The sequence below is a fragment of the Streptomyces sp. XY431 genome, from assembly GCF_001279805.1.
GTDB lineage: Bacteria > Actinomycetota > Actinomycetes > Streptomycetales > Streptomycetaceae > Kitasatospora > Kitasatospora purpeofusca.
In genome coordinates, this window is sequence record NZ_LGDO01000231.1 from 24,427 (window position 1) to 38,486 (window position 14,060).

A 14,060-nucleotide genomic window follows, 5' to 3' on the forward strand; every position below is an offset into this window, starting at 1 on the left:
ATGGTGCACGACCGGCGGGACGTCACCGGGTTCTTCGGGTCGCACACCCGGCGCCCGCCGTGACGGTGTACGCCCGGCGCACGGGGTCACCGCCCCTTCACGCGCCGTGGCCACCCGGCGGCCACCGCACCGCCCTCCGGCCGTCACCCCCGGGGCGGGCCCGGTACGTCGGCGACAAGGTACGACTATCCGTTTAGGAAGTGAACACAGCCGGGGGATTGACGCGGGAGTCGGCTCCAAGCAATATCTCTATCGATCACGCGGGCGCGAGCACCACCGCCCCCCGTGTTCGACTGATGAAGATTCCGGCTCCCCCGTGCCTACTGCCAGGCCGCCTCGACGCTGCGGTGGCCAGGCTCGGGCGGTGCTCGGACCGGCGGCCGGCCGTAGAGGGTCGGCCGGGCCGCCACCAGGCTGCCGGTGCCACCCCCTTCCGGGGTCCGGCACCGGCGGCTCCGGCCCAACGGCCCTCGGCCGTGACCGCCCCGGCCCTCGAACCCGGCCGGGCCTCCCCGAGCCGGGCCTCCCCGGGAGGGCACACCCCGCCCACCAGCAGCGCCGCCGCACCCGTCCTCCGCCCTCCGCGGCCGCGCTCGGTAGACTCGGCCAGCGTGCCAGTCCTCCTCAGCATCGTGCTCCCCGTCCACGGGGTGGAGCGCTTCCTGCCCCGCTGCCTCGACTCCCTCCTGGCGGACACCCCGTCCTCCGAGTCCCGCTTCGAGGTGATCGCGGTCGACGACCGCTCCCCCGACCGCAGCGGCGCGATCCTGGACGAGTACGCGGCCCGTGATCCGCGCCTGCGCGTCCTCCACCTCGCCGAGAACCAGGGCCTCGGCGGCGCCCGCACCGCCGCCCTCCCCGAGGTGCGCGGCGCGTACGTCTGGTTCGTCGACAGCGACGACTGGGTGCCCGAGGGCACGGTGACCGCCCTCCTCGACGAGCTCACCGGCGAGCTGGAGCGCGAGCGGCGCGGCGAGGCGCCCGTCGACGTCCTGCTGACCGACTTCGTCCACGTCTACCCCGACGGCGGGACCGAGCCCAACCCGTGGCGGCACGTGCTGACCGGTTCCCCGCTCGTCGCGGGGGGCACGCTGGCCGAGCACCCGGCCGTGTTCAAGACGGTGATGTCGGTCTGGAACAAGGTGTTCCGCCGGGAGTTCCTGCTCGGGCTCGACGTCTCCTTCGGTCGCGGCTTCTACGAGGACATCTCCGTCACCTACCCGGCACTGCTCGCCGCCGAGCGGCTGCGCTACTTCGACCGCCCCTGCTACTTCTACCGGCGCGGCCGGACCGGGGCGATCACCAGCACCGCCTCCGCCAAGCACGCCGACGCCTTCGCCCAGTACGACGCGATCTTCGCCTTCCTGGACCGCCCCGACCAGACCGGCCACCCCGTCCGGCCCGTCCCCGGGACACTGCGGACCCTGGTCTTCGAGCGGACCGTGCAGCAGGCACTCACCGTCTACGACACCCCCGGACTGGTCCCGGTCGGGCTGCGGCCGGAGTTCTTCCGGCGGATCGCCGAGCACTTCACCCGGCACCGCCCGGCGGGCTACCGCTTCCCAGGGGGCGTGCGCGGCGTGCAGTACCGGCTCGCGGCGCGAGGCGCCCGGCGCGCGTACGCGGAACTGCGCCGCACCGGCCGACTGCCGCGCGAACTCAAGCGCGGGGCGCGGGCGGTGGCACCGGCCCTGAAGAAGGGGGTGCGCAGCAGCGCCCGGTTCACCGCGTACAACGCGTTCCGCCGGATGCCGTTGAACCCGCACCTGGCGGTGTACGCCGCGTACTGGCACCGGGGTTACGCGTGCAGCCCGGCCGCGATCTACGAGAAGGCGAAGGAGCTCGCGCCCGGGATCCACGGGGTCTGGGTGGTGGAGAACCGCGCCCAGGCGGCGACGCTGCCGGACGGGGTGCCGTACGTGATCGTCAACACCCCGGCGTACCTGAGGACGATGGCCACGGCCAAGTACTTCGTGAACAATGTCAACTTCCCCCGGACCATGGCGAAGCGGCCCGGCACGGTGCACGTCCAGACCCAGCACGGCACGCCGCTGAAGGCGATGGGCATGGACCTCAGGGACCACCCGGTGGCCGCCGACGGGATGGACTTCGACCGGCTCCAGGAGGCGGTCGACCGCTGGGACTTCCTGGTCTCCTCCAACCCGCACACCAGCGAGCACTTCGCCCGCGCCTTCCCCGGCCGCTACGAGATGCTGGACACCGGGTACCCGCGCAACGACCGGTTGGCCGGGGCGACGCCGGCCGGGACGGCGGCGATGCGCGAACGGTTCGGGCTGGCGCCCGGGCGCACCGCCGTGCTGTACGCGCCCACCCACCGGGAGGCGCGCGGCGGTTATGTGCCGCTGCTGGACGTCCGGGAGCTGGCCCGGCGGCTGGGGCCGGACTTCACGCTGCTGGTCCGCACCCACTACTTCCACACCGGCGGCCCGGGCGACCTGACGGCGGACGAGGACGCGGCGGAGATCCTGGACGTGTCGGCGCACCCGACGGTGGAGGACCTCTACCTGGCGGCCGACGTCCTGGTGACGGACTACTCGTCGATGATGTTCGACTACGCGGTGCTGGACCGGCCGATCGTGATCTTCGCGCCGGACTGGGAGGAGTACAAGCGCGACCGGGGCGTCTACTTCGACCTGTTCGAGCAGCCGCCGGGCGCGCTGACGACGGATCCGGAGGGGCTGGCGGCGGCGCTGCTGGCCGGTGACCCGGAGCCGGCGGCGCGGGCCGACTTCCGCAAGCGGTTCTGCCCCTGGGACGACGGCGGGGCGGCGGAGCGCGTGGTCCGCCGGGTGTTCCCGACCACCGGCTGAGCGCACGACGGCACGACAGACGCGACAGACGGGCCGGGCACAGCAGGCACAGCAGGCGACAACAACGCGAGGACGGGGCCCCGGAGACGATCCGGGACCCCGTCCGGGCCGGCCGGCCCCGGCCTCGTCAGCCCTGGCGCGCGGCCAGGAACTCCTCGAAGGTCAGCTCGCCGTCGTGGTTGGTGTCCATCTGCTTGATGATGGCCTCGGCCACGGCGACCGAGGTGGTGAGGTCGCCGAGCTCGCGCGCGACGAGGGCGTACTCGGCGGCGGTGATCCGACCGTTGCCGTTCCGGTCGAACTTGTCGAACGCCGCGCGAATGTCGTCGACGTCTGCCATGGGGGCCTCCTGGGACCGAATCAACTGCTGATGTGCATTTCCGACGGCGGTACCCTACCCGCCCGTGGCGAGCGCCACTGCGGGCGGGAGTGGACGGGCTCGGGGGTGGGTGTCGTAGTCTGCGGGTCTGATCCCGGCCCGGCCGGGGAAGCGAACGCCGCTCGTCGTACCCCAGGCCCGGGCACCTCTCGGGCGTGCTCGTCCAGGGAGGGACCATGCTCGATCTCGTCACCAGGCTGGTGCTGAAACCGCTCGCCCGGGGGATCTGGCGGCCCACCATCGAGGGCATGGAGAACGTGCCGCGCAAGGGCGGCGTCATCCTCGCCAGCAACCACCTCTCCTTCATCGACAGCGTGGTCATCCCGCTCACCGCGCCGCGCCGGGTCCACTTCCTGGCCAAGGCCGAGTACTTCACCGGCAGCGGCCTCAAGGGCGCGCTGTCCCGCGGCTTCTTCCAGGGCATCGGCGCGGTGCCGGTCGAGCGCGGCACCTACCGGTCCGCCCAGGCCTCGCTGGAGTCGGCGCTGGAGATCCTGGAGGACGGCAAGGCGTTCGGCATCTACCCCGAGGGCACCCGCTCGCTGGACGGCCGCCTCTACCGCGGCAAGACCGGCGTGGCCTGGCTGGCCCTGACCGCCGGCGTCCCGGTGGTGCCGGTGGCGCTGGAGGGGCCGGACCAGATCCTCCCGATCGGCAAGCGGGTGCCGCGCCTCAAGAAGGTGACGGTCCGTTTCGGGGAGCCGCTGCACTTCGACGAGCTGCACGGCCAGGCGCGTTCGCTCAAGGCCCGCCGCCAGGTCACGGACGAGGTGATGGCGGCGATCCAGCAGCTCTCCGGCCAGGAGGTCGTGCAGACGTACAACGAGGTCCCCAAGGCGGCCTGAGGCCGGGGGCCCCCCCCCTCCGGCCCCGCCACCCCTCCGGCCCCGCCACCCCGCCACCCCTCCACCTGGGGCACCGCCGCGCCCGGCTCAGGGAGCGACGCCCGGCTCAGGGAGCGACGGCCGCGACCGGGGCCTCCCGGCGGAGCAGCGCCGCGTACCGGCCGTCCGCCGCCAGCAGCTCTTCGTGGGTGCCGAGTTCGGCGACCTCGCCGCGCTCCAGCACGGCGATCTGGTCGGCCCCGCGCACGGTGGAGAGCCGGTGCGCGATGGTGATGGTGGTGCGGCCCTCCGCGAGGGTGTCGATGGCCTCCTGGACGGCCCGTTCGGTGCTGTTGTCCAGCGCGCTGGTGGCCTCGTCGAGGATCAGTACGGGCGGGTTGCGCAGGATGGTGCGGGCGAGCGCGAGGCGCTGCTTCTCCCCTCCCGAGAAGCGGTAGCCGCGCTCGCCGACCAGGGTGTCGTAACCGTCCGGCAGCGAGGCGACGGTGTCGTGGATCCGCGCGGCCCGGGCCGCGGCGACGAGTTCCTCGTCGGTGGCGTCCGGCTTGGCGAAGCGCAGGTTGTCGGCGACCGAGGCGTGGAAGAGGTAGGTCTCCTGGGAGACCACGCCCACCGCGCGGGCCAGGCTGTCGAAGGACAGCTCGCGGACGTCGACGCCGTCGATGGTGACCCGGCCGCCGGTGACGTCGTAGAGCCGGGGCACCAGGTAGCTGAGCGTGGTCTTGCCGGAGCCGGTCTCGCCGACCACCGCGAGCGAGCCGCCCGCCGGGATCCGCAGCCCGACCCCGCCGAGGGTGGGCCGCTCCTGCTCCGGGTCGTAGCGGAAGTCGACGTTCTCGAAGCGGACCTCGCCGCGGATCTCGCCGAGGGTGACGGGGTGCTCGGGCTCGTCGATCTCCACGGTCAGGTCGAGGTACTCGAAGATCCGCTGGAACAGCGCGAGCGAGGTCTGCACGGCGACGCCGGTGGCCAGCAGGCTGATGGTCGGGCGGAACAGGCCCTGCTGGAGCGAGACGAAGGCGACCAGGGTGCCGACCGAGACGATCGGCGCACCGCCGGCGGCGGTCATGCCGGCCGCCCAGTAGATCACCGCGGGCATCGCGGCCATCACGATCTGGATGGTGTTCATCCGCCAGCGGCCGGCCATCGAGGCGCGGACCTCCAGGTCGGCCAGCCGGTCGGACTGGCCGGTGAACTCGCGGGCGAGCGAGTCGGTGCGGCCCATGGTGCGGCCGAGCAGGATGCCGCTGACCGACAGCGACTCCTGGACCGCCGAACTCATCGCGGCGAGCTGCTTCTGGCGCTCCCCGGTGATCTTCTTGCGCTCGTTGCCGACCCGGCGGCTGATCCAGACGAACACCGGCAGGAGCACCAGCGACACGACGGTGAGCCGCCAGTCCAGCGCCACCATGGCGACCACCGAGGCGACCACGGCGGTGAAGTTGGAGACCAGCGAGGTGGCGGTGGAGGTCACCGTGGACTGCATGCCGCCGATGTCGTTGGCGATCCGGGACTGCACCTCACCGGTGCGGGTGCGGGTGAAGAAGGCCAGCGACATCCGCTGGAGGTGGCCGTAGACGGCGGTGCGCAGGTCGTGCATGACCCGCTGGCCGACAGTGGTGGAGATCAGTGTCTGGAGCACGCCGAAGACGCTGTTGACCACGGCGGTGGCGACCATGCCGAGCACCAGGACGGTCAGCAGGCCGGTGCGGCCCTGCGGGATCGCGGTGTCCAGCACGGCGCGGAGCAGGAACGGCGTGGTCACCGAGACCACGGCGGAGGCGGCCACCAGCAGGCCGACCAGGGCGAGGCGGCCGCGGTAGGGGCGGAACAGCGTGAGTATGCGCCGCCACTGGGTGGGCGGGCGCGGGTCGTTCTCGGCGTGGGCGGGCGGGGTCCACTGGATGCCTTCGGGGCGCACGGCGGGCAGCCTCCCTCGGACGGCGGCGCGGGCGCGGCGCCCGGGGGGGCGCGCGCCGACGGCGGGTGGGCGGTCGGGCGATCGCCAGCATAACGAGAGAGGCTCATAGTTAGCAAAGCTAATAGTGAGACCGACTCCGCTGTGCTGGTCGGGACGCCCGGCCGTCGCACCCACCCCCCGGGGGGGGCGCGCCGGCCGGCTCAGTCCGTCCGGTACGTCCGGGCCGCCTTGGAGGAGACGCCGCCGAGCCTGCCGGACGGCAGCACCCGCGCGATCGCCACCGCCGCCTTGTAGCGCTTGCTCGGCACCGACACCGAACGCCCCCGGGCCAGGTCGCGCATGGCCTCCTCGACCACGCGCTCGGCCGACAGCCAGCCCCAGGACGGGATGTTCCCGGTACCCATGCCGGCCCGCTCGTGGAACTCGGTGTGCGTGAAGCCCGGGCAGAGCGCCATCAGCCGCACCCCGGTGCCGCCGAGGTCCCGCATCACCCCCTGGGTGAAACTGACCACCCAGGCCTTGCTCGCGCCGTAGGTGCCGCGCGGCAGGAAGGCTGCCACCGAGGCGACGTTGACGACCGCGCCGCGCCCGCGCTCGCGCATCCCCGGCAGGGCGGCCGTGGTCAGCCGCAGCACCGCCTCGACGTGCACCTTCAGCATGTCCAGCTCGTCCTGCAGCGGCACGGTGGAGAAGGCGCCGCGGTTGCCGAAGCCGGCGTTGTTCACCAGCAGGTCCACCGGGCGGGAGTCGTCGGACAGGCGGGCCTCGACGTCGGCGATGCCCCTGTCCGTGGCGAGGTCGGCGGTGAGCACCTCCACCTCCACGCCGAACTTCCCGCGCAGGTCCGCAGCGGAACCCTCCAGCCGCTCGGTGTCCCGGGCCACCAGGACGAGTCCGTAGCCGCTCCGCGCGAGGCGGCGGGCGAAGGCGGCTCCGATGCCGGCGGTCGCGCCGGTGATCAAGGCAGTGGTCATGCAGCGACCGTACCTACTCCCGAGTACCGGCGACAGCGCTGCGCGGCAGCGCGGTGCCTCTTCGTGACCACCGTCACGGACAGTGCCCCAGTGGCGCCGGACCGTTCGTGCTCGTATCGTCGTTCGAGGGGGGCGTCGCCGGGCCTGGCGACGGAACTTCGATGAGGAGGCACCCGATGCTTGCTCAGACCACCCGAACCACGCGGACGACGCTCGCCACCCAGGGCGAGCTCGACGCACTCGGCATGTTGATCACGGAGGACGAGGCGACCGTCAGCGACGCGCCCACGTACCGTCCGGAAGCCGCCGCGCTGCTGCTGCTGGCAGGCGCGCTGCTGCTGTCCCCGAAGCCGCCGAAGGAGAAGACGCGGTAGTCGGAACGGACGCTGCCGGGCGACGCGCGGAGTCCCACCGCGCCACAGCCCTCCGGCCCCGCCGCGGCCATGAGCCCGGCGGCCGGGGCGGCAGGCCAACGGCCCGGACCCCGGCGGAGCCGCCGCGCGAACGCGCCGCGACCCCGTGAACACCGCGAAGCCCCCCTCCAAGGAGAAGCACGCAACCATGCCGACCGCCGATCTCGCACTCCGCGACGAATACGCCGCAGCGGTGGAGCGGCTGGCGGGCCGCACCCTCGACGCCCTCCGGGGCGCCGGGGGTGCGGTCGCGCCCGCGCCCGCCTTCCCCGGTACCGGCCCCGTGCCGCGTCCGGTCCTCGCCGCCGCCCGGGTGCTCGGGCCGGACGTCCTCGCACCGCAGGCACTGGGTGCGACCGGACCCGACGAGCAGGCCGTCCTGCTGCTCGCGGAGGCCCACCGGGCCTTCCCCCCGTCCGCCTTCCCGGCCCCCTCCGCCACTCCCCCCTCCGGCCCGGACGAGGAGCGGGCCGCCGGTGCCGCCCTGGTCACCGCGTGGCGGGACTGGGGCACCGCCGTCCTGCTGGCCCGCGCGCTCGGGCCCGCCGCCGACGCCCTGCTCCCCGGGGCGGCGGGCGAGGACGCCGCCCAAGGCGCGCCGCGGCCCGGCCGCGCCCCGCTCCCGGAGCCGTACGCCTGGCAGGCCTGGTCGGTGCGGATGGCCCAGCTCTCCGCGCTCGCCCTGCCCGGCCTCGACGGGCCCGTCCACGACGCCGCCCGCGAGCACACCCTCGCCCTGGCCCGCGGCGCCGTCCGCTCCGTCCTGCGCTGCGACCAGCGCGTCGCCGCCCGCCTGACCCGCTGGCTCGCCTGGCTCGCGGCCGACGGGCGGGACCTGCCGTTGGAGGTCGAACCCATGCTGGAGCGGATCCGCGCCGTGGGCGACGGCAGCGCCCGCACCGCGCTCGAACTCGCCGTCGCGGAGCGCCTGCTGACCGGAAGGACGTCATGACCGACCACCGGATCCTCGCCACCGCACAGCAGTTGGGCTCCCGGGCGATGTCCTGGCTGCACACCTGCCACGAACGCGGCTTCGGCCGACTGCCCGACGACGTCACCATCGACCTGGCCGATCCCAACAACGCCTACAAGCCGCTCGCCGAGTCCGCGCTCGCCGCCTCGCTCGTCCTGCGCGACGGCGTCACCGGCCCGGAGGACGCCCGGATCGCCCGTGAACTCCTGGACTTCGGCTGGTCCCAGCTGCGCGAGGGGAACCTCCTGTACGAGCGGCTGCTGCGCTACCCGGTGATGACCGACCCGCTGGAGACCTACGTCCACTTCGCCCGGTCCGGCTACCGGCACGCGGCGCTGGAGGAGCTGCTGGAATCGCTCACCAAGGTGCGCGGGATCCAGGCCATCGAGATGATGCCCAACCGGCGGCTGGCCCTCGCCAACGCGCGCCGGGTGATCGGGCTGCGCAACCAGCCCGACGACTGGCCCGCCCTCACCGCCAGGACCTGGCTCGGCGCCACCCCCGAGCCCTGGGCGATCGACTGGCTGACCGGCTACCACATCACCCACGCCGTCTTCCATCTCACCGACTGGGGCGCGCAACCGGAGAGCATGCCCGAGCCGATGCGCGACTACGTCCGCAACTGGCTGCCGGTCTGGGTCGACACCTGGCTGGAGGTCGGCCAGTGGGACCTCGTCGGCGAGCTGCTGGTGGTGGACTCCTGCATCGGGGAGCCGGTCACCGGCGCCCAGGGTTGGGAGGCGCTCGCCGCCATCCAGCGCGAGGACGGGCTGATCCCCCGGGAAAGCGCGGAACCGGTCTCGGACGACCCCGAGCAGGCGTTCCGCGACCACGAGCACACGGCCGTGGTCGCCGTGGTCGCGGGCACCGTCACGCTCTCCCGCGCGCTCGGCGGCGCGGCGGTCCCGGCGTGAGGGCGCGATGAGCACGACGGTGGCGGGCACGGGAGCGGCGGGCGTCGCGGGAATCGAGGGAGTCGCGGGCACCGAGCCCGGTGCGCCCGGGGCGGAGCAGCTCGCCGGACTCGTGCTCGCCGCCGGGCCGCACGCCACCGCCGTGACCCTCGCGGTGGCGCGCGGCGAGCGCTCCGCCGTCCACTGCCACGGCCGGACCGCCCGCGACGGCGGCCCGTGCACACCCGACACCGGCTACGAACTCGGCTCCGTCACCAAGACCTTCACCGCCCTGCTGCTGGCCGAGCTGGCGGCGCGCGGCGAGGTCGCCCTGGACGACCCGGTGCAGCGCCACCTTCCGGCCGGACGGCGGCCGCCGGACGTCCGGCGCGGCGGACCGATCCGGCTGATCCACCTGGCCACCCACACCTCCGGCCTGCCGGGGCTGCCGCCGGGCCTGCTGGCGAGCGCCGTCCCCGCCTGGAACAGCAACCCCTACGCCGGCTACGACGAACAGCGGCTGTGGGCGGCGCTGGCCCGAACCACCCTGCGCCGCCCGCCCGGTGAGGTGTACTGGTACTCCAACTACGGAGTCGGCCTGCTCGGCCGGCTGCTCGCCGAGGCGGGCCGCGGCCCCGACTACGCCGGGCTGCTCGGCGAGCGGATCGGCCGCCCGCTCGGGCTGCGGACCCTCTCCTGCTCCCCCGACGCGCCGCAGTGCGCGACCGGCCACCACCTCGGGCGGCCGCTCCCGCCGTGGCGCATCCCCGCCCTCCCGGGCGCGGGCGCCGTCCGGGCCGGGGGTGCGGACCTGCTGCGCTTCCTGCGCGCCCACCTGGAGCCGGACGGCGGCCCGCTCGGCACCGCGCTGCGGGAGGTGCGGCGGCCCCGGTTGCGGCTACCGCGCTCCGGCGACGAGATCTGCCTGGTCTGGAACCACCGCCGCGCCCCGGACGACCGCGACCTGTTCTTCCACTCCGGCGGGACGCGCGGCTTCACGGCGTTCGTCGGCTTCTGTCCGCAGACCGCCACCGCGGTCGCCGCGCTCACCAACACCGGCCCCACGGTGCGGTCCTCCTTCACCCAGACCGCCTACGACACCTTCAAACGGCTCGCCCGGCCGGACGGGGAGGCCGCGGAAAGCGGCTGACGTCCCCGTCCGGCGCGGGCCCGGCCGTCAGTCCTGGTCGGACCGGGCGGCGGTGTCGGCCGCGCCGCCGGCGCCGACCGGGCGGAGGCGGGAGGCGGCGGTGGCGGCGAGCTGGGGCGCCAGCCTGGCCACGTCGCGCGACCCGACGGCGGCGATCAGCGACGGCAGGACCCAGCGGACCGGCTGCATCCCGCGCAGCCACGCCTGGGCGTAGACATGGGCGGAGCGCCGGGCGATCCCGGCGGCCAGGCGGTCCACCGCCGGTTCCAGCGGATAGGTCTTGTTGGCCGGCCACGGCAGCCGGGAGCGCATCTGCTTGAGCACGGCGTCCTCGTCGGCCCCGCGCACCATGTCGGTGTCGGTCCAGCTCAGGTACCCGACACCCACCTTGACGCCCTGGTGGGCGACCTCGGCCCGGATCGCGTGGGCGAACGCCTCGACCCCGGACTTGCTCGCGCAGTACGCGCTCATCAGCGGCGCCGGGGTCAGCGCGGCCAGCGAGGCGATCTGCAGGAGGTAGCCGCGGCTCTCGGCGAGGGCGGGCAGGAAGGCCCGGGCGGTGGCCACGCTGCCGAGCAGGTTGACCTCGATCACCCGGCTGAACGCCCGGTGGTCGCTGTCCAGCAGCGGACCGCCCAGGGCGATGCCGGCGTTGGCGACGACGGTGTCGATCCGGCCGTAGTGCGCCTTGATCCGCTCGGCGAGCCCGGTGAGCGCCTCGACGTCGGTGACATCGGCCTCCCAGGCGGTGGCGTCCGGGCCGCACTGTGCGGCGACGGCCTTCAGCTCCTCCGGCTCCAGGCCGACCAGCGCGACCTTGGCGCCGCGCCGGGCGAGGTTGCGGGCCAGGGCGGCGCCGACACCGCGTGCGGCTCCGGTGACGACGGCGACCTGGGCGGAGAGCGGTGGGGTGGCGGTCATGCGACGGCGGTCCTCTCGGGGTCGACGGTGGCGGCCGGCAGGTCGGTACCGGTGGTGGCGACGGAGTCGGCGGAGTCGGCGGCTGCGCGGCGGGCCGGGAGGTGGGCGGTCGCCATCCGGTCGATCTCGGCGGCGACCTCGGCCGGCCGCTCGAGCGGCGCCATGTGGCCGACCCCGGGCAGCAGGAGCAGCCCCTGCGGGTCGGCGAGCGCCGCCACCATGCGGTGCGCGTGCACCGGCGGGGTGAGCCGGTCCTCGGCGCCGACCACGACGGCCGTCGGCGCGGCGAGGCGGGCCAGCCCGGGGCGGACGTCCAGCCGGTCCAGCACCCGCGCCCAGTTGGCGCGGACCCCGGTCGGGCAGGCGTGCGCCATCCGGACGGCCACCTCGGTGCGCTCGGCGGGCGCGTCCGCGCCCATGATCGCGTACTTGAGTCCGGCCCGGCTGACCGGACCGACCGGCCCGAGCGGCAGCCGGGAGCGCAGCACCTGCCGGTGCAGGAAGCGGCGCAGCCCGGGCGGGCGCACCGCGTCCGGGACGATCCGCACCTCGGCGAGCAGGTCGGACGGCCCGGTGGAGATCAGGACGGCGGCCGCCGTCCGTTCGGCGACCTCGGGGCGGGCGGAACCCGCCATGACGGTCATGCCGCCCATGCTGTGCCCGGCCAGGACCGCCCGCTCGCCCTCCGGGACCACCCGGGTGAGCACGGCGGCGAGGTCCTCGGCCAGCGCGCGGGTGGAGTAGCGGGCCCGGCTCGACGGGATCTCGCTCCGGCCGTGGCCCCGCTGGTCGTAGACCACCACCCGGTACCGGTCGGCGAGCCGGTGGATCACCGGCGCCCAGAAGTGGGTCGTGCAGGTCCAGCCGTGCGCGAGGACGACGGTGGGCGCCCCCGGCTGTCCGTGGACCTCGATGTGCAGCCGGGTGCCGTCGGCCGAGCGGACGGCCAACTCCTCGGCGGGTACCGGCTGGAGACAGTCGGCGGGGATCGGACGGCGGCTCATGCCATGACCTCCTCGGTCCCGGTGGCGGCCGCGGACGGCTCGGACGGCGGCGCTGACAGTGCGGACGATGCGGACGGCGCGGCCCGGTCGTCCTGGCGGAGGATCAGCTCGTACTCGGTGAGGTCCACCTTGCGGGTGGCGCGGCGGAACGAGGTGGTCGAACCGGGCCAGAGCACCGTGTTCTTGCCGCTCTTGTCCAGGTACCAGCTACGGCAGCCGCCGGTGCTCCAGACCGTGCGGTCCATCCGGTGCTGGAGTTCGAGGTTCCAGCGCCGCTGCGCCCGGGCGGTGGGCTGCATCGCGGTCGCGCCGATCTCGTCGAGCCTGGTCAGCGCGTCGATCAGGTAGTTGAGCTGGGACTCGATCATCAGGATCATCGAGCTGTTGCCGAGCCCGGTGTTGGGGCCGATGACGAAGAAGAAGTTCGGGAAGCCGTGCACGGTGGACCCGCGCAGGGCCTCCATGCCCTCCTTCCACTTCTCGGCGAAGCTCGTGCCGTCGGCCCCGAACACCCGGGAGCCCATCGGCATGTCGGTGACGTGGAAGCCGGTGCCGAAGACGATCGCGTCCACCTCGTGCTCGCTGCCGTCGGCGGCGACCAGGGTCGAGCCGCGCACCTCGCGCAGCCCGGCGGGGACCACCTCGGTGTTGGCGGCGGCGAGCGCCGGGTAATAGGTGTTGCTGAGCAGGATCCGCTTGCAGCCGATCCGGTAGTCCGGGGTGAGTTTCGCCCGCAGGGCCGGGTCGGCGACGCCGTCGGCGAGATGGCGTTCGGCGAGGCGCTGGACCAGCTTGAGCAGGCCGGGCCGCCGGACGAACGCGTCCACCTGGAGCTCGCGCAGGGCGAACAGGGTGCCCCGGCGGGCCTTCGCGGTGATCGGGAAGCGGCCGTGCAGCCGCTTCTCCAGCTCGGTGATCGCCCGGTCCCGGCGCGGCAGGACCCAGGCCGGGGTCCGCTGGAAGACCGTCAGCTTCCCCACCTGCGGCTGGATCGCCGGGACGATCTGGGCGGCGGAGGCCCCGGTGCCGACCATCGCCACGCGCTTGCCCGCGAGCGGGAAGTCGTGGTCCCAGCGGGAGGAGTGGAACACCTTGCCGGGGAAGGAGTCCAGGCCCGGCAGGTCGGGGATCTGCGGGTCCGCGAGCGGTCCGGCGGCGGCCACGACGGCGTCGGCGGTCCAGCGGCCGGCCGTCGTGGTGATCTGCCAACGGGTCCGCTCGACGTCCCAACGGGCCTCGGTGACCTCGGTGTTGAAGCGCAGGTGGGGGCGGAGGCCGAAGACGTCGGCGACCTTCTCCAGGTAGGCGCGGATGTCCGGCTGGCCGGAGAAGCTGCGCGGCCAGTCCGGGTTGGGGGCGAAGGAGAAGGAGTAGAGGTGCGAGGGGACGTCGCAGGCGCAGCCGGGGTAGCTGTTGTCGCGCCAGGTGCCGCCGACCGAGTCGGCGCGCTCCAGGACGACGAAGTCGGTGATGCCCGCGCGGCGCAGCCGGACGCCGGCGCCGAGGCCGCCGAAGCCGGAGCCGATGACGGCGACCCGGACGTGCGGGACCGCTTCCGGCTCCACCGCTTCCGACTCGACGGCTTCCGACTCCACAGCCTCGGGCTCAACGGCTTCCGGCTCGACAGCTTCCGGCTCCACGGCCTCGGGCGCGGTGCGCGACCGGTCCTGGGTGGTCGCCCCGGAGGCTCGGGGGCGGGGGCGCTTGGTGCTGGATGCCATGCGGCGTCCTCCTGGGGGTGGGGGACCGTGGGGCG

Annotated in this window: 12 protein-coding genes; 6 read left to right on the plus strand and 6 right to left on the minus strand. The window is 74.3% G+C overall.

Annotated features, from left to right (window positions below; translation table 11 throughout):
• The first annotated feature begins 611 nt into the window (after nucleotides 1-611).
• Nucleotides 612-2,831, plus strand: a complete 2,220-nt coding sequence (locus ADK60_RS21945; RefSeq protein ID WP_053648288.1) for a bifunctional glycosyltransferase/CDP-glycerol:glycerophosphate glycerophosphotransferase — start codon at nucleotides 612-614, stop codon at nucleotides 2,829-2,831.
• A 127-nt stretch (nucleotides 2,832-2,958) separates the two neighbouring features.
• On the opposite strand, the gene ADK60_RS21950 is transcribed toward ADK60_RS21945, so the two are convergent.
• A complete protein-coding gene (locus ADK60_RS21950) occupies nucleotides 2,959-3,171 on the minus strand; it encodes an EF-hand domain-containing protein (RefSeq protein WP_053648290.1) in 213 nt (70 codons plus the stop codon).
• Nucleotides 3,172-3,386: 215 nt separating this feature from the next.
• Between ADK60_RS21950 and ADK60_RS21955 the strand changes: the two genes are divergently transcribed.
• The gene (locus ADK60_RS21955) at nucleotides 3,387-4,055 is read left to right on the plus strand and encodes a lysophospholipid acyltransferase family protein (RefSeq protein ID WP_053648291.1); all 669 of its coding nucleotides are present in this window, start codon (nucleotides 3,387-3,389) and stop codon (nucleotides 4,053-4,055) included.
• A gap of 106 nt (nucleotides 4,056-4,161) precedes the next feature.
• Here ADK60_RS21955 and ADK60_RS21960 read toward each other — a convergent pair whose 3' ends face one another.
• Both ADK60_RS21960 and ADK60_RS21965 read right to left on the minus strand, forming a co-directional pair.
• Nucleotides 4,162-5,976 (minus strand): ABC transporter ATP-binding protein, encoded by a 1,815-nt coding sequence (locus ADK60_RS21960; protein ID WP_053648293.1) that lies wholly within the window; start codon nucleotides 5,974-5,976, stop codon nucleotides 4,162-4,164.
• Between the two features lie 200 nt (nucleotides 5,977-6,176).
• On the minus strand, nucleotides 6,177-6,950 hold the full coding sequence (locus tag ADK60_RS21965; RefSeq protein ID WP_053648295.1) for an SDR family NAD(P)-dependent oxidoreductase: 774 nt from the start codon (nucleotides 6,948-6,950) through the stop codon (nucleotides 6,177-6,179).
• A 176-nt stretch (nucleotides 6,951-7,126) separates the two neighbouring features.
• On the opposite strand from ADK60_RS21965, the gene ADK60_RS21970 reads away from it, so the two are divergent.
• The 4 genes from ADK60_RS21970 to ADK60_RS21985 all read left to right on the plus strand — a co-directional run bounded on the left by ADK60_RS21970 (nucleotide 7,127) and on the right by ADK60_RS21985 (nucleotide 10,379).
• Nucleotides 7,127-7,324 carry a hypothetical protein gene (locus ADK60_RS21970; RefSeq protein ID WP_045938014.1) on the plus strand — a complete coding sequence of 66 codons (198 nt, stop codon included), beginning with the start codon at nucleotides 7,127-7,129 and terminating at the stop codon, nucleotides 7,322-7,324.
• Nucleotides 7,325-7,511: 187 nt separating this feature from the next.
• Entirely contained in the window at nucleotides 7,512-8,315 is an 804-nt protein-coding gene (locus ADK60_RS47755; RefSeq protein ID WP_053648297.1) for a hypothetical protein, read from the plus strand.
• Nucleotides 8,312-9,250, plus strand: a complete 939-nt coding sequence (locus ADK60_RS21980; protein WP_045938018.1) for a DUF6895 family protein — start codon at nucleotides 8,312-8,314, stop codon at nucleotides 9,248-9,250. Before ADK60_RS47755 ends, ADK60_RS21980 begins: the two co-directional genes overlap by 4 nt.
• A 7-nt stretch (nucleotides 9,251-9,257) precedes the next feature.
• Nucleotides 9,258-10,379, plus strand: coding sequence for a serine hydrolase domain-containing protein (locus ADK60_RS21985; protein ID WP_079008594.1), 1,122 nt, complete (start codon nucleotides 9,258-9,260; stop codon nucleotides 10,377-10,379).
• 27 nt (nucleotides 10,380-10,406) lie between these two features.
• Here the strand turns inward: ADK60_RS21985 and ADK60_RS21990 are convergent, their stop codons facing one another.
• Genes ADK60_RS21990 through ADK60_RS22000 form a run of 3 tightly spaced genes read right to left on the minus strand, consistent with a single transcriptional unit; the run spans nucleotide 10,407 to nucleotide 14,025 of the window.
• Nucleotides 10,407-11,300, minus strand: coding sequence for an SDR family oxidoreductase (locus ADK60_RS21990; RefSeq protein WP_045938019.1), 894 nt, complete (start codon nucleotides 11,298-11,300; stop codon nucleotides 10,407-10,409).
• The gene (locus tag ADK60_RS21995) at nucleotides 11,297-12,304 is read right to left on the minus strand and encodes an alpha/beta fold hydrolase (RefSeq protein WP_053648300.1); all 1,008 of its coding nucleotides are present in this window, start codon (nucleotides 12,302-12,304) and stop codon (nucleotides 11,297-11,299) included. Before ADK60_RS21995 ends, ADK60_RS21990 begins: the two co-directional genes overlap by 4 nt.
• Entirely contained in the window at nucleotides 12,301-14,025 is a 1,725-nt protein-coding gene (locus ADK60_RS22000) for a flavin-containing monooxygenase (protein WP_079008595.1), read from the minus strand. Before ADK60_RS22000 ends, ADK60_RS21995 begins: the two co-directional genes overlap by 4 nt.
• Nucleotides 14,026-14,060 lie beyond the last annotated feature (35 nt).

Bases quoted from the DNA above. Each gene is read 5' to 3' on its own strand.
- ADK60_RS21950 (WP_053648290.1), bottom strand. From the start codon at position 3,171: ATGGCAGACGTCGACGACATTCGCGCGGCGTTCGACAAGTTCGACCGG.
- ADK60_RS21955 (WP_053648291.1), top strand. From the start codon at position 3,387: ATGCTCGATCTCGTCACCAGGCTGGTGCTGAAACCGCTCGCCCGGGGG.
- ADK60_RS21965 (WP_053648295.1), bottom strand. From the start codon at position 6,950: ATGACCACTGCCTTGATCACCGGCGCGACCGCCGGCATCGGAGCCGCC.
- ADK60_RS21970 (WP_045938014.1), top strand. From the start codon at position 7,127: ATGCTTGCTCAGACCACCCGAACCACGCGGACGACGCTCGCCACCCAG.
- ADK60_RS47755 (WP_053648297.1), top strand. From the start codon at position 7,512: ATGCCGACCGCCGATCTCGCACTCCGCGACGAATACGCCGCAGCGGTG.
- ADK60_RS21980 (WP_045938018.1), top strand. From the start codon at position 8,312: ATGACCGACCACCGGATCCTCGCCACCGCACAGCAGTTGGGCTCCCGG.
- ADK60_RS21985 (WP_079008594.1), top strand. From the start codon at position 9,258: ATGAGCACGACGGTGGCGGGCACGGGAGCGGCGGGCGTCGCGGGAATC.
- ADK60_RS21990 (WP_045938019.1), bottom strand. From the start codon at position 11,300: ATGACCGCCACCCCACCGCTCTCCGCCCAGGTCGCCGTCGTCACCGGA.
- ADK60_RS21995 (WP_053648300.1), bottom strand. From the start codon at position 12,304: ATGAGCCGCCGTCCGATCCCCGCCGACTGTCTCCAGCCGGTACCCGCC.
- ADK60_RS22000 (WP_079008595.1), bottom strand. From the start codon at position 14,025: ATGGCATCCAGCACCAAGCGCCCCCGCCCCCGAGCCTCCGGGGCGACC.